The following is a 12,292-nucleotide window of genomic DNA, read 5'->3' as shown; positions in this document are numbered from 1 at the left end:
GACATCATCTCACCGCCTACACCCGGCCCCCGGGCAGGGGCGTGAACCGGCCCCGAATGGCGAGAAACCGACCGGCGCACTCACCCGTCCGCGCGCTGATCGGCACACCCGACGGGACCAGTCCATCCGCCGAACGGGCGGGCTTGGCTCGTGCGGACGGTTCGCCGTGCACCGCCGAGGAGATAGCTAGTTGTATGTGGAGCCGCAGCCAGGAGGGATCTCCCGTGGAAATCTGGTGGACTCTGCACCTCAAGCGCGAACCGGCCAGCGTGCCGCTCGCCCGCCGCATCCTGCTCGGGGCGATGGACTCCGCCGGGGTCGATCCGCAGGTCGCCTTCGACCTCGGCCTCGCCCTCACCGAGGCCTGCGCCAACGCGGTCGAGCACGCCGCTCCCGCCCCCGCCGGGGACACCTTCCAGGTCACCGTCTCGCGCAGCGGCGACCTGCTGCGGATCGAGGTCGCCAACGCCAGTCCGGCCGCGCCCGCCCCCGCCCTCCTCGGCGTCCCGCTCGCCGAGCGCCCGCCCGCCGACCGCCCCGCCCCGCGTCCGGCCGCCCCGCGCCGACCCGCCGCCGAGCGCCCCGCCCCGCGCTGCCGCACCCGCCGCGGCCGCGCCTCCGTCCCGGCCCGGGTGCTCACCGCGCACCGCCCCGCCGCGGACCGCCCCGCCCCGTACGACACCCACGTGCTGCCCCCCGTGCTGCGCCCCGTGCTGTCCGCCCCCGACGGCCTGCCCGACCTGGACGCCGAGTGCGGCCGCGGCCTGTTCCTGATCCACGCCCTGGCCGACCACGTCCAGCTGCGCACCCACCCGCTGCGCGGCGCCACCGTCAGCTTCGACAAGCTCCTCACCCCGCGCCCCGCCGCCGCCCTGCTGCGCACCGCCTCCTGACCGGTCGCGCCCCGCCCCCTCCCGGGCGTCTCACGGTCCGAAATTCGCTGGCGGGGTCTCCGAGGCCGCCGGTTATGGTCTGGACCAGCCACCGGAGGGGACCATGACCACCACTGCTGCGGAGCCCGCCTCCGCCTCCCGTCGCGCGCTGTCCCGGATGGGCCAGGCCCTGCAGGGGCGCGACTTCCGGCTCTGGTTCCACGGCCAGCTGACCTCCGCGTCCGGCGCCCTCGCGCAGGGTGTCGCGACTTCCTGGACGATCCTCGAACTCACGCACAACGCCGTCTGGTTGACGGTCCAGACGGCCTGCGCCTGGGGCCCGACCCTGGTCCTCGGCCCGTGGGCCGGGGCGCTGGTCGACCGCGCGGACCGGCGCCGCCTGCTGCTGGTCACCCAGAGCCTGATGGCGGCCGTCAGCCTCGCCCTGGCCCTGATCGCGGCCTTCGGCGGCCTCAACCTGTGGGTGCTGCTGGCGCTCTCCACCTGCACCGGGCTGATCACCACCGTCGACTCCCCGGCCCGCCAGGTCTTCGTGGTCGACCTGGTCGGCTCCGGCGCGGTGGCCAGCGCCGTCGGGCTCTGGGAGGTCGCGCTCAACGCCTCCCGGGTGATCGGCCCCAGCATCGCGGGCGCCCTGCTCGCCACCAGCGGCCCCGCGTTCTGCTTCGCCTTCAACACGCTCTCCTACACCGCCCCGATGGTCGCCCTGGTCAGGCTCCGCCCGGCGGGCGGCGGTCCGCGCCGCGAGCGGGTCCGGGCGCCCAGGGCGAAGGCCCGCGAGGGGCTCTCGTACGCCTGGCGCTCCCCGCTCGTCCGCGGCCTGCTGCCGATGTCCGCCGCCAGCGGCCTGATCTTCGCGATGGGGCTCACCCTCCCTCCGCTGGTCAGCTACTCCCTGCACGGGGGCGGCGGCGGGTACGGCCTGCTGATGGCCGCGTTCGGCATCGGCGGCCTGCCCGGTGCCCTGCTCGCCGCGGCCTCGCCGGAACCCACCCCGCGCCGGGTGCGCACGCTGTCGCTGGCCACCTGCGCCGCGATCCTGCTCACCGCCCTGGCGCCGAACACCTACGTCGCCGTGCCCGGCCTGGCCGCCGTCGGCCTCACCTCGATCTGGTTCATCGCCACCGCCAACACCCTGGCCCAGCTGCGCTCCGCGCCCGAGATGCGCGGCCGCGTGATGTCCCTGTGGGGCAGCGCGATGACCGGCACCCTCCCCGTCACCGGCCTCGTCGTCACCGCCGTCTCCCAGCACGTCGACGCCCGGCTCGGCTTCTCCCTCTCCGGCACCGCCCTCCTGCTCGCCACCCTGGCGGCCTGGCGGGCCCTGCGCCCGAACACCTGACCCGCGCCGGACCCGCGCCGGACCGCGGGGTGCCGCCCGGCAGCGGGACGTCGAGAACGGCGTCCCGGCTCCGACCCAGGTGCGGAAGACACCGAACCGCACCACGAGGAGCCCCCGCCGTGACGTACGTGCTGCAGATGCACTTCAGCCAGGACGACACCGCCGTCCCGCCGATCCCCACCTGGAGCCCCGAAGCCGTGGCCGTCCACGTCGCGCACATGCGGCGGACGGTGGCCGACCTGACCGCCACCGGCGAGCTGGTCGAGGCCCGCGGCCTCGCCATGCCCGACACCGCCCGGATCGTCCGGGCCACCGACGGGGCACCGCTCGTCACCGGCGGGCCGTTCCCGAGCAGCAAGGAGTTCCTGTTCGGCTGGTGGCTGGTCGACTGCGCGGACGAGGCCCGGGCGGTCGAGATCGCGGCCCGGATCTCCGCCGCGCCCGGGCACGACGGGAAGCCGATGAACATGCCGATCGAGGTCCGCCAGCTGATGTCGGAGCCCCCGGCACAGGGCTGAGGGGGCGGAGCGGTGGCGCGGCGCCGCCGTGCCGCCGCTCCCCGCGCGAATTGCCGGGGCGGTCCGGGCGGCGGACCATGGTGATCATGATGCACCAGATGCGCGCCGAGACCGACCCCGCCGGCGCCACGGACTCCGTGGTCAGCTGGCACATCGTCCGCAACGCGGACCTCACCGCGCTGTGCGGCCGGGAACTGGCCGCCGCCGCGCCCGTCCAGGACGCCGCCCGCTGGACGGTCGACCCCGACCACAACTGCCACACCTGCGGGGCGCTGTTCCTGCGCGAGACCCCGTACCTGCCGGACGAGCACGACGAGCGCTGACGGCCGAAGGACGACGGCTGACGGCCGACGACCGCCGGGCCCCGGCGGTCGTCGGCCCCGGCGTACCCTGGCGGGTGTCCCGACCCGTTCCGCCGGAGGTGCTCCCGTGGTCATCGACTCCACCACCGACGGCCGGGTCCAGCGCGGCAACGAGACCCGGCGGGCGGTGCTCGGCCGGGCGGTGCAGATCGCCTCGGTCGAGGGGCTGGGGGCGCTGTCGATCGGGCGGCTGGCGACGGACCTGGGGCTGAGCAAGAGCGGCGTGTTCGCGGGCTTCGGTTCGAAGGAGGAGCTGCAGCTGGCGACCGTCCGGGCGGCGCGGCGGATCTTCCACGACCGGGTGGTGGCCCCGGCGCTGGAGCGGCCCGCGGGGGCGTCCCGGCTGCTGGCGCTGTGCGAGCACTGGCTGGAGTACTCGCGGGGCCGGGTCTTCGACGGCGGCTGCTTCTTCTACTCGGTGACGGCCGAGTTCGACGCCCAGCCCGGTCCGGTGCGGGACGCGCTGGCCCGGTCGGCGCTGGAGTGGGAGGGCCTGGTGGTCGACCTGGCCCGGGAGGCCGGGGCGGCCGGCGAACTGCCGCCGGGCCCCGACCCGGAGGAGCTGGCGATGCTGCTGACCGGCCTGATGGACAGCGCCAACAGCCTCGCGGTGCTGCACGACGACCCGTCCCGCTACGACCGGACGATGCGCGCGATCCGCCGCCTGCTGGGCTTCCCGCCGGCCTGACCGCCCGCTCCGGGGGCCTTCCCGCCCGACCGCCGGGTTCTGCGGCCGCCCCTAAAACTGTACGAACGGTCGTGCTAATATCCCGCCCATGGCCGCTTCCGCTCTCGTCCGCACCGCGCTGAACGCCACCTCCCGGGTCGCCACCGCCCCGCCGGGCCGGGTGGCCTTCGAGCTCTTCCGGCACCCGATCCGCCGCAGCCGGGTCCGCCCCGCCGAGCGCGAGCTGCACGACCGCGCGGTCACCGAGGAGCTGTCGGTGAACGGCAAGCGGGTGCGGGTCTACCGCTGGGGCGACGGGCGGCGGCCGGTGCTGCTGGTGCACGGCTGGCGCTCCCGGGCGTCCCGGTTCACCCCGTACGTGCAGGGGCTGCTGGACCTCGGGATGAGCCCGTTCGCCTTCGACGCGCCCGGGCACGGCGACTCGGGCGGACGGACCGTCACGATCCTGGAGTACCACGAGCTGATCGTCCGGCTCGCCGAGCGGTACGGGCCGTTCGAGGCCGCCGTGGCGCACTCCTTCGGGGCCTGCTGCACCTTCCTGGCGATGGCCGAGGGCGTGCCGGTCGGGCGGTTCGCCTCGATCGCCGGGCTCGCCGAATTCGGCTACCTGGTCGAGGCGTTCAGCGCCGTGACCGGCCTGAACGAGCGGCTGGAGCGGGACCTGGTCCGCCGGATCGAGCAGGTCCTGCTGCCCGGCGCCGGGGACGTCTGGCGGCGCTTCGACGCCACCCGCCGCCCGGAGCTGGTCACCGCGCCGATCCTGGCGGTGCACGACGAGGAGGACGACGTCGTCCCGTACCGCCAGTCGCAACTGCTGCGCGCGGCGTACGGCGAGGGGCAGGTGCGGCTGGTCACCACCCGGGGCCTGGGGCACCGCCGGGTGCTCACCGAGCCGACGGTGGTCGACAACGTGCTGGCCTTCCTGGCCGAACCGCTGCCGGTCGGGCCGGAGGCGTCGGCGCCGGTCGGGCCCGCGGTGCCCGCCGCCTGACGGCGGGTCGGAACGCCGGACGGCCGGTCCCGCGCCGCGTGCGCGGGACCGGCCGTCCGGAGGTGCGACGGGTGGGCGGACGGCGCTCAGCCGCCGCTCTTGCGGCGGAAGGTGCGCTTGCCGCCCGCCGCGCCGTGGGTGCCGTGGATCTTCGAGTCGCCGCCGGGGCCGCCGCCGGTGCTCCGGTTGCCGCTGCCCTTGCGCTGCAGGGCGGCCAGGAACTTGGCCTTCTGGTCGTCCGGGGCGGCGGCCCCGGCGCCGGTGCCGGTCTCGGCGTCGGCGGTGGCGTCCGGCGCGGGCTCGGCGGCCGGGGCGGTGTCGCTGCTCATGGGGACCTCCTGGACGGGGAGCGGGTGTGCTGCAGCACACCCTGCCATGCCGACCGGGGGTGCTGTCAGCCGATATCGGCGTCCGCGCCCCCGGCGCGCCGTGCCGGCGCTATGCCACCCGGTGGGCGCCCCGGTCGGCGCCCGCCTTCGGGTGCTGCCGGTCCTCGCGGTACTCCAGACCGCCGATCATGAACAGCAGGGTGAGCGTCGGGAAGCCGATCGAGGCGATCACCAGTACGAAGAACTGCCAGACCATGGGGTCGCTCCTGTCGCGGGACGTCGGGAGAGCCGAGGCCGATTGACCGGCTTCGCACCATTATGTCCGATCTTTCCCGGCCACTCCCGCGCGCTCCCGGCCACTCCCGGGACGGATCGTGGTCGGACCCCTGTTCGGGACCGGGCCGCGGCCGCAGACTGGAGGGCATGCGGGTAGAGCTGGCAGTCGACGCGCGCCGCCCCGACCGGGCCAACGAGGACTTCGCGGTCGCCACCCCGGAGGCGTTCGTCCTCCTGGACGGCTCCAGTGCCCCGGACACCCTGCCGTCCGGCTGCACCCACGGCATCGCCTGGTACGTGCGCCGCCTCGGCGTCCACCTGCTGGCCAGGCTCACCGACCGGGCCGACCGGCCGATCGCCGACTGCCTGGCCGACGCGATCGCCGAGACCGCGGCCCTGCACGGCGGCGGCTGCGACCTGGCGAACCCGGCCACCCCCGCCGCCATGGTGGTCGCCGCCCGGCTGCGCGAGGACACCCTGGAGTACCTGGCGCTCGGCGACTCCCTGCTGGTGCTGCACCTCAAGGACGGCCCGCCGCGGGTGATCGGCGACAACCAGCGCTTCCCCGGCGGCGAGGCGCTGCGCCGACAGATCTGGTCGACCGTCCCGGGCACCGCCGAACGCGCCGCGCTCTACCTGCGGTACGCGGTCGCCGTCCGGGCCGCCCGCAACACCGGCCACGGCCCGTGGATCGCCGCCGCCACCCCGCACGCCGCCGAGCACGCCGAGACCGGCACCGTCGTCCGGGCCGACCTGCACGGCGTGGCCGCCCTCTCCGACGGCGCGGCCCGCTACACCGACCGCCTGGAGCTGGGCAGTTGGGCCGACGCGGTGCGGCTGCTCGCGGAGGCGGGCCCGGCCGAGCTGATCGCCCAGGTCCGGGCCGCCGAACGCTCCGACTCCGCCTGCCTGCGCTGGCCCCGCGGCAAGGCCCACGACGACGCCGCCGCGCTCTACGCCCGCCTCTGACCCGGAGTCGGCCGCCGTCGGCCCGCCGTCAGCCCGCCGTCACGAACACCGCGCGCCGCGCCGACCCGTCCGGTGCGGTGTACCCGGCCACCACCCGGCCCGCCACGGGCTCCCCGGCGGACTCCTCGACCGGTGCCAGCACCCGGTGCACCACCGGCTCGACCGCGCCCGCCACCGGTGCGACCGTCACGCTCGTGTCGACCGCGTCGCTCTCGGACTGCTGCTGCGGCACCGTCTCCCCGCGCAGCAGCCGCGCCAACTCCGCGCGCACCACCGGGTCCTGGGCCCCGTCGTAGAACCAGCGGGTGCCCAGCACCCCGTGCTCGGCCGTCCCGATCAGCGCCCCCTCCGGAGCCCCCGCCAGCGGCACGCCCCGGTACGCCATCGGCACCAGGTAGGCGTCCCGGTCGTCCGTCACCACCAGCAGTTCGATGCCCACCTCGCCCGCCGGATCGTCCAGCCGGAACCCGCCGGCCCGGGTCAACTCCCCTCCTCCGGGCCGGAACCAGCTCTGTGCCGGCAGCCACGCCGCCAGCAGCTCCAGCTTCCCCGGTTCGATCGTGGTGTGGTGGATCGTCGCCATGGCCGGCCTCTCGCTCCGATGGTTCCCGTCGGCCCCAGCCTACGAACCCCGGGCCGGTAGCGTGGTGGGCCGGACGGAACGCGGGGAGGGCGGTCGTGGGGATCAGGCAGGTCGGCGAGGGGGTCGGCGCGGCGCTGGGGTCGGTGTCGGGCGCCGTGACGGGCGCGGTCTCGGGGGCGGTCGCCTCGGCGCGGGCCAAGGCCGGGCCGGACTGGGCGCGGCGGGCCCTGGAGACGCACCCGAAGCCGGGGGTGCCGCTGGAGGAGGAGTGGGAGGTCTCGCTCGCCGGGCTGATCGGCCGCCTCCCGCACGTCCCCGGCCCGGCGGTGCGGCTGCTGCACCTGCTGGACGGGCTCGGCCAGGTCGCGGTCGGGCCGGAGGAGGTCGGCTTCGACGGGGAGTCGGTCGCCTGGGGCAAGGTCCTGGAGATCCGCTGCCACAGCACCGTCGACCTGCTGCCGGACGTGGTGGTCGAGCGCGAGGTCGACCGGATCCGCGAGTTCCTGCCGCCCGTCCCCGGCCGCAGGTGGCTGGTCACCAGGGCCGCCGAGGCGCTGCTCACGGTCGCCCTCGCGGCGAGCGCCGCCGCCGAGCGCCAGGAGCGCTCGCTGCCCTGCGAGATCGTCGCGAAGAACCTGATCGGCCGTCCGAAGAACCTGGCGGGCGGCCTGTTCGCGGCCTCCGCGCTCACCCTGATCCCGGAGGCGGGCGAGGCCCTGCTCGCCGCCGCCCGGGAGCGGGGCGTCCCGGTCACCGTCGTCGACGACCCGATGACCGGCCTGCACGCCGAACGCGCCGCCCAGCTCCGCGGCGCCACCGACCGCCTCGCCGAGGCCCTCCGCCGCCTGCGCGCCACCGACCCCGAGGCCGAGGCCGACCCCGACGCCGGGCGGAGCAAGGCCGAGGTGGGCGCCGCCGCCCTCGCCGAACTGGAACAGCTGGACGCCCGGCGCCCGCCCCGGGACTGACCGCCCGTCGAGCGGGTCAGCCCACCGCCCCGGCCGGGGCGGTGGCGAAGGCGTGCAGCCAGGTCAGGTCCCGGTGGCCGGGGCCGTAGCGCTCGGACTCGTGGGAGCGGTCGACGGCGGCGGGGCGGAAGCCCGCGGCGGTGAGGAGGTCGGTGACCCGGGCCACGGACTGGTAGCGGTAGAAGCGGGACGCGTCGCTGCTGAAGGGTTCGACGACCTCCTCCTCGCCCTCGCCCTCCTTGAAGCTGGCGAACAGCGCGCCGCCGGGGGCCAGCACCCGGCGGAAGCCGGCCAGGGCGGTGCGGATGTCGTGGTCCTTGAGGTGGAGCAGCACGGCCTGGCACCAGATGCCGCTGAAGTGCCCGTCCGGGAAGTCGAGTTGCCGGGCGTCCATGACCCGGAAGCTCAGGTCGGGGCGGCGTTCGGCGGCGCGGGCCACGAAGGCGGGCGACAGGTCGACGCCCTGGGCGCGCAGGCCGCGGTCGGCGAGCAGGGCGGTGTCGCGGCCGAAGGCGCAGCCGACGTCCAGCACCCGCCCGGCGGGGTCGGGCAGCAGCCGGACGAAGGCGTCGATCTCGGTGGTGGGCAGCATGGCGGCGGTGGCCCGCTCGTAGCGGGCGGGGTCCAGGTCGTAGGCCCGGACGGTGGCGTCGAGGTAGTCGCCGGGGTGGTCGTCGTGCACGTGTGCCGTCCTTCCGCGGCCGCACGAACGGTTCGTGCGGAAACCCTCCGGACGCGGGTCCGGGCCCGGAGGGTTGCGCGCGAAGGGGCCGTCGGGGCGGCACCGGGTCAGCGCGTCACCGAGAAGGGCTGCGGCGGCAGCGGTCGGCCGTCCGCGTCCGTGCCCGCGGAGTCGAGGCCGACGACGGTCAGCCGTCCGTCGACGCTCACCACGCCGCGGGGGACGCGGCCGCCGGGGGCGGTGCCCTGCGGGAGGTCCAGCGGTTCCCAGCCGCGGTGGGTCAGTTGGGCGCCGGTCGGGCGGGAGACGCCGTCGACGGCGACCGAGCCGACCACGGCCACCCCGCCGGGGGTGCGGGCGAGGCCGCTCAGACGGCCCCCGGCGATGCCGGTGTCCTGGTGCGTCCAGGCGCGGCCGTCGAAGCGGGCCACCAGCGGCCGGTAGCTGGTGCGGGAGGCGTCGTTCTCGGTGCCCGCCGCCCAGACGTCGCCGGGGCCCGCCACGACCAGCCGGGTGAGTTCGCCGTAGCGGGCGTCCAGGTCGGGGGCGGCGACCCGGCTCCAGGCGCGGCCGTCGTAGTGCAGCAGCAGCGGGCGCGGCCAGCCCTCCGGGGTGCCGACCGAGCCGGCCGCCCAGACGTCGGACGGGCCGGTGGCGGCCACGTCGGAGAGCGTCCAGTAGTCGGTGCCGAGGTCGGGGGTCGGCACCTGCCGCCAGGAGGCGCCGTCCCAGTGCTCGATCACGCCGTAGAAGGTCAGCAGGTCGTCCGGCTGGTAGGAGCCCACCGCCCACGCGTCGTCCGGGCCGCCGGCCGTCGTGATGCCGCCGAACCCGCCGCCGACGGCGTGCGCGGGCAGCGGCGCGTCCTGCACCTGCCAGCGCCCGGCGCGGTAGTGGCCGATCGGGACGCCGCCGCCCCGCCGGCTGCCGGTCACCCAGGTGCCGCCGGAGCCGTCGGGGGCGACGGTGTCCGCCTCCAGGCCCGCGGGGAGGGCGAGTTCGCGCCAGGGGCGGTCGGCGCCGCCCCGGGTGAAGGCCACCGGGGAGACGGACTCGCCCCGGCCCTGCGGGGCCACCCGGGCACCGACCGCCCAGCTCCCGCCGCCGCTGCGGGCCGCGTCCTGGAGGCGGACGTCGGACGCCGGGAAGGCGTCCACCGTCCAGACCCGGACCCGCTCCCCGGGCGGCGGGACGGACTGCGCGCCCGCGGGGGCGGCGGTGGCCGACAGGGCGGCGGCCAGCAGCAGGGCGGCCGTGGCGGTGCGGTGCTTCAACGGTCTCTCTCCTTCGTCGGACGTCGAACGCCGTGTGTGCATGGGCATGACAGACATGTGCCGCGAGCCGTCGCCGGTGCGGCGGCCGAGGGGCGGGGCGGGAGGGACCGGGCCGGAAGACCCGCCCGGCCGTCCGGTGCGGGCGGGGCCTACTCCTCGTACGCGGGGGAGTGGACCTGGGCCTCCTCCACCGGGTGCAGGTCGCCCTCGTCGAGCAGGGCCGTCACCCGGGGCTGCTGGGCGAAGGCGACCACCTGGTCGACCGTCAGCGGGGACGAGACCGGGGTGCCGCCCCCGTGCGCGTACGGGCCGACGCTCAGGTCCACGTCGCTGTTGCCGAGCCGGAAGACGACGCTGGTCGAGGTCCGCCCGTCGCTGTCCAGCCCCGTCCAGGCGGTGCCCGTGCGGCCGTCGGCCAGTTGGACCCGCTTGCAGGTCGAGCCCTTCACCTGCACCTCCTGCCCGATCGGGGTGTCGGCGCAGAGCGTGCTCGGCGGACCCGCGTCACTGTGGGGGCGCACCGAGAACCGGAGCAGGAGGTCGCCCTGCGCGGACCTCCCCAGGTAGTCGGAGACGCGGTCGCTGAGCAGGCTGACCGCGCCGACCTCCGGCGGCAGCAGGTCCTGCAGCACGGCGGCGCTCCGCTGCCGGAAGTCCTCGATCCGCAGCCGCTCGGCCTCCGGGACCACCGGGACGGACCGCGAGGGGTCGGGGGACGCGGTCGGGGCGACCGTCGTGGTGGGGAACGCCCGCGGACTCGCGGTCGGCGCCGCGGCCATCTGCAACGGCGCCGACCCCGCGCCCCCGCCCGAGGGCTGGGGCAGCAGGGCCAGCCCCGCCGCGGCCAGCGCCGCCGTGCACACCGCCGCCCCGCCGACCGCCAGCCGCGCCCGCAGCCGCCGCCGACGCCCCCGCCGCACCGCCCCGGCCGTCAGCCCGACCGGTTCGGCCAGGCCGTCGGTGACCCGGCCCATCGCCCCTCTGACGAACAGCGCCCCGGGGACCTGCTCCTGATCCTGCATGTCGAAGCTCCTTCACGGTGTCTCGTCCTCGGGCCCGGCGTCCGCCGCGCACCCGAGCTCGTGCCTACGTGCCTCGTGCGGCAAGGGGGGGCGTGCGAACGGGCGCTCAGGCGGCCGCGTACGGGCTGGACTCGCCCAGCTGCTCGCGGAGCCTGGCCAGGGCGCGCGAGCACTGGCTCTTGACGGTGCCGGTGCTGCACCCGAGCAGGTCGGCGACGGTCTCCACGCTCAGGTCCTCCCAGTAGCGCAGAACCACCATCGCCCTCGCCCGGACCGGTAGTTCGGCCAGGGCGTTCATCAGCGTCACCCGCAGGTCGGTGTCCTCGCCGGGCGAGCTCTCGGGCCGCGACGCCAGCAGGCCCAGCCGCCGGGCCACCGCCCGTCTGCGCTGCTCGGCCAGGAACGTCCGGGTCAGCACCGTCCTGGCGTAGGCGTCGAGGTGCTCCATCCGCGACGCCCGCCGCCAGTGCGCGAACAGCTTGGCCAGCGTCGCCTGCGCCAGGTCCTCGGCCCGGTGGACGTCCCCGCACAGCAGGTACGCCGTCCGGTACAGCCGGCGCCCGCACACCGCCGCGTACTCCTCGAAGCTCAACTCGTCCTGCCCGCGCATCCGCTCCCCCGCCCCTCCGGCGACCCGCCCCTGTCAACCGTTCTCAATGCGCGAACCCTCCGGAAGGTTGAGCCCGGAACGCGGAGAAGCCCGCCCCACCGCCTCGCAGCGGTCGGGGACGGGCTCCTCCACCGGCCGGACGCCTACTTCTCGCAGGCCACCCCGTCACCGTCCCGGTCCAGCCCGGGACGGTAGCCGGGCTGTCCCGCGTGCAGGGGGGCTGCGCCTGCGGCCTTCGCCTCCGCGCAATTGCCGTAGTACGGCCTGGCCGACGCGCTACTGGCAGCCGACTCGGGTGCGGCCGTTTCGGTCGTCGGCGTCACCACGGCGGGCGGGCTCACGACGGCCGTCGGTGCACCGGTCGTCGGGCTCGATGTCGGGTTGGACGGCGGGGTCGGGCTGGTCGGCGGGCTCGGGCTGGGCGGCGGGCTCGGGCTCGACGGGCCGGAGCTGCTGCCGGGCGGCGGCGAGGGGTCGTTCCCGGTCGGGGCGGGGGCGTCCTTCCCTGCGAACGAGTTGATGACCAGTGCGAGCAGGAGCACCGTCCAGAGCCCGCACAGCACCGTCAGCAGAACCTGCTCGGTCCGCCGCAGTCGGTGCGAGCGCCACACCAGCACCAGGGCAACCGGTGGCAGGAGCACCAGCAGGGCGATCCGCCCCCACAGGTGCCCTACGCTCCTCTTCTCCGGCTCGGGCGATGTTTCGTGAGGGTGCACCGGCGATCCTCCCTCGGCTCAGCGGTGCGTGGACCCGCATCCGTACCCGCAGTGCCGGGCACATGGCGC

General features: G+C 76.3%; 16 protein-coding genes. 8 read left to right on the top strand and 8 right to left on the bottom strand.

Features of this window, described 5'->3' with window-relative positions:
* Window positions 1-224 precede the first annotated feature (224 nt).
* From QSK52_RS03995 to QSK52_RS03970, 6 genes are all read left to right on the top strand, one after another.
* The gene (locus tag QSK52_RS03995) at window positions 225-893 is read left to right on the top strand and encodes an ATP-binding protein (RefSeq protein ID WP_285733634.1); all 669 of its coding nucleotides are present in this window, start codon (window positions 225-227) and stop codon (window positions 891-893) included.
* 103 nt (window positions 894-996) lie between these two features.
* Window positions 997-2,235, top strand: coding sequence for an MFS transporter (locus tag QSK52_RS03990; RefSeq protein WP_285733632.1), 1,239 nt, complete (start codon window positions 997-999; stop codon window positions 2,233-2,235).
* A gap of 119 nt (window positions 2,236-2,354) precedes the next feature.
* The gene (locus tag QSK52_RS03985) at window positions 2,355-2,753 is read left to right on the top strand and encodes a YciI family protein (RefSeq protein ID WP_285733631.1); all 399 of its coding nucleotides are present in this window, start codon (window positions 2,355-2,357) and stop codon (window positions 2,751-2,753) included.
* An 86-nt stretch (window positions 2,754-2,839) separates the two neighbouring features.
* On the top strand, window positions 2,840-3,076 hold the full coding sequence (locus tag QSK52_RS03980; RefSeq protein WP_285733629.1) for a hypothetical protein: 237 nt from the start codon (window positions 2,840-2,842) through the stop codon (window positions 3,074-3,076).
* A 106-nt stretch (window positions 3,077-3,182) separates the two neighbouring features.
* The gene (locus QSK52_RS03975; protein WP_285733627.1) at window positions 3,183-3,803 is read left to right on the top strand and encodes a TetR/AcrR family transcriptional regulator; all 621 of its coding nucleotides are present in this window, start codon (window positions 3,183-3,185) and stop codon (window positions 3,801-3,803) included.
* 88 nt (window positions 3,804-3,891) lie between these two features.
* Window positions 3,892-4,794 (top strand): alpha/beta hydrolase, encoded by a 903-nt coding sequence (locus QSK52_RS03970; RefSeq protein WP_285733625.1) that lies wholly within the window; start codon window positions 3,892-3,894, stop codon window positions 4,792-4,794.
* 86 nt (window positions 4,795-4,880) lie between these two features.
* Here the strand turns inward: QSK52_RS03970 and QSK52_RS03965 are convergent, their stop codons facing one another.
* Window positions 4,881-5,123, bottom strand: coding sequence for a DUF5302 domain-containing protein (locus QSK52_RS03965; RefSeq protein ID WP_285733623.1), 243 nt, complete (start codon window positions 5,121-5,123; stop codon window positions 4,881-4,883).
* A gap of 109 nt (window positions 5,124-5,232) precedes the next feature.
* Window positions 5,233-5,379, bottom strand: coding sequence for a hypothetical protein (locus QSK52_RS03960; RefSeq protein WP_285733621.1), 147 nt, complete (start codon window positions 5,377-5,379; stop codon window positions 5,233-5,235).
* A gap of 167 nt (window positions 5,380-5,546) precedes the next feature.
* Between QSK52_RS03960 and QSK52_RS03955 the strand changes: the two genes are divergently transcribed.
* Entirely contained in the window at window positions 5,547-6,368 is an 822-nt protein-coding gene (locus tag QSK52_RS03955) for an integrase (RefSeq protein WP_285733620.1), read from the top strand.
* A 28-nt stretch (window positions 6,369-6,396) separates the two neighbouring features.
* On the opposite strand, the gene QSK52_RS03950 is transcribed toward QSK52_RS03955, so the two are convergent.
* A complete protein-coding gene (locus tag QSK52_RS03950; RefSeq protein WP_285733618.1) occupies window positions 6,397-6,951 on the bottom strand; it encodes a maltokinase N-terminal cap-like domain-containing protein in 555 nt (184 codons plus the stop codon).
* A 95-nt stretch (window positions 6,952-7,046) separates the two neighbouring features.
* Between QSK52_RS03950 and QSK52_RS03945 the strand changes: the two genes are divergently transcribed.
* Window positions 7,047-7,919: a hypothetical protein gene (locus tag QSK52_RS03945; protein ID WP_285733616.1), complete on the top strand. Its 873-nt coding sequence runs from the start codon at window positions 7,047-7,049 to the stop codon at window positions 7,917-7,919.
* A gap of 16 nt (window positions 7,920-7,935) precedes the next feature.
* Here the strand turns inward: QSK52_RS03945 and QSK52_RS03940 are convergent, their stop codons facing one another.
* The 5 genes from QSK52_RS03940 to QSK52_RS03920 all read right to left on the bottom strand — a co-directional run bounded on the left by QSK52_RS03940 (window position 7,936) and on the right by QSK52_RS03920 (window position 12,223).
* Window positions 7,936-8,601, bottom strand: a complete 666-nt coding sequence (locus QSK52_RS03940; RefSeq protein ID WP_285733614.1) for a class I SAM-dependent methyltransferase — start codon at window positions 8,599-8,601, stop codon at window positions 7,936-7,938.
* 107 nt (window positions 8,602-8,708) lie between these two features.
* Window positions 8,709-9,875: a hypothetical protein gene (locus QSK52_RS03935; protein WP_285733611.1), complete on the bottom strand. Its 1,167-nt coding sequence runs from the start codon at window positions 9,873-9,875 to the stop codon at window positions 8,709-8,711.
* Between the two features lie 149 nt (window positions 9,876-10,024).
* Window positions 10,025-10,897, bottom strand: a complete 873-nt coding sequence (locus QSK52_RS03930; RefSeq protein ID WP_285733609.1) for a hypothetical protein — start codon at window positions 10,895-10,897, stop codon at window positions 10,025-10,027.
* A 106-nt stretch (window positions 10,898-11,003) separates the two neighbouring features.
* On the bottom strand, window positions 11,004-11,507 hold the full coding sequence (locus tag QSK52_RS03925; protein WP_285733607.1) for a SigE family RNA polymerase sigma factor: 504 nt from the start codon (window positions 11,505-11,507) through the stop codon (window positions 11,004-11,006).
* Window positions 11,508-11,650: 143 nt separating this feature from the next.
* Window positions 11,651-12,223: an excalibur calcium-binding domain-containing protein gene (locus QSK52_RS03920; protein WP_285733605.1), complete on the bottom strand. Its 573-nt coding sequence runs from the start codon at window positions 12,221-12,223 to the stop codon at window positions 11,651-11,653.
* Window positions 12,224-12,292: the final 69 nt, after the last annotated feature.

Origin of the sequence: Kitasatospora phosalacinea (genome assembly GCF_030268885.1) — a bacterium.
In the GTDB taxonomy this organism is placed as follows: domain Bacteria; phylum Actinomycetota; class Actinomycetes; order Streptomycetales; family Streptomycetaceae; genus Kitasatospora; species Kitasatospora phosalacinea_C.
The sequence above is the reverse complement of the archived record's forward strand: the minus strand, read 5'-3'. Positions and strand labels throughout refer to the sequence as shown.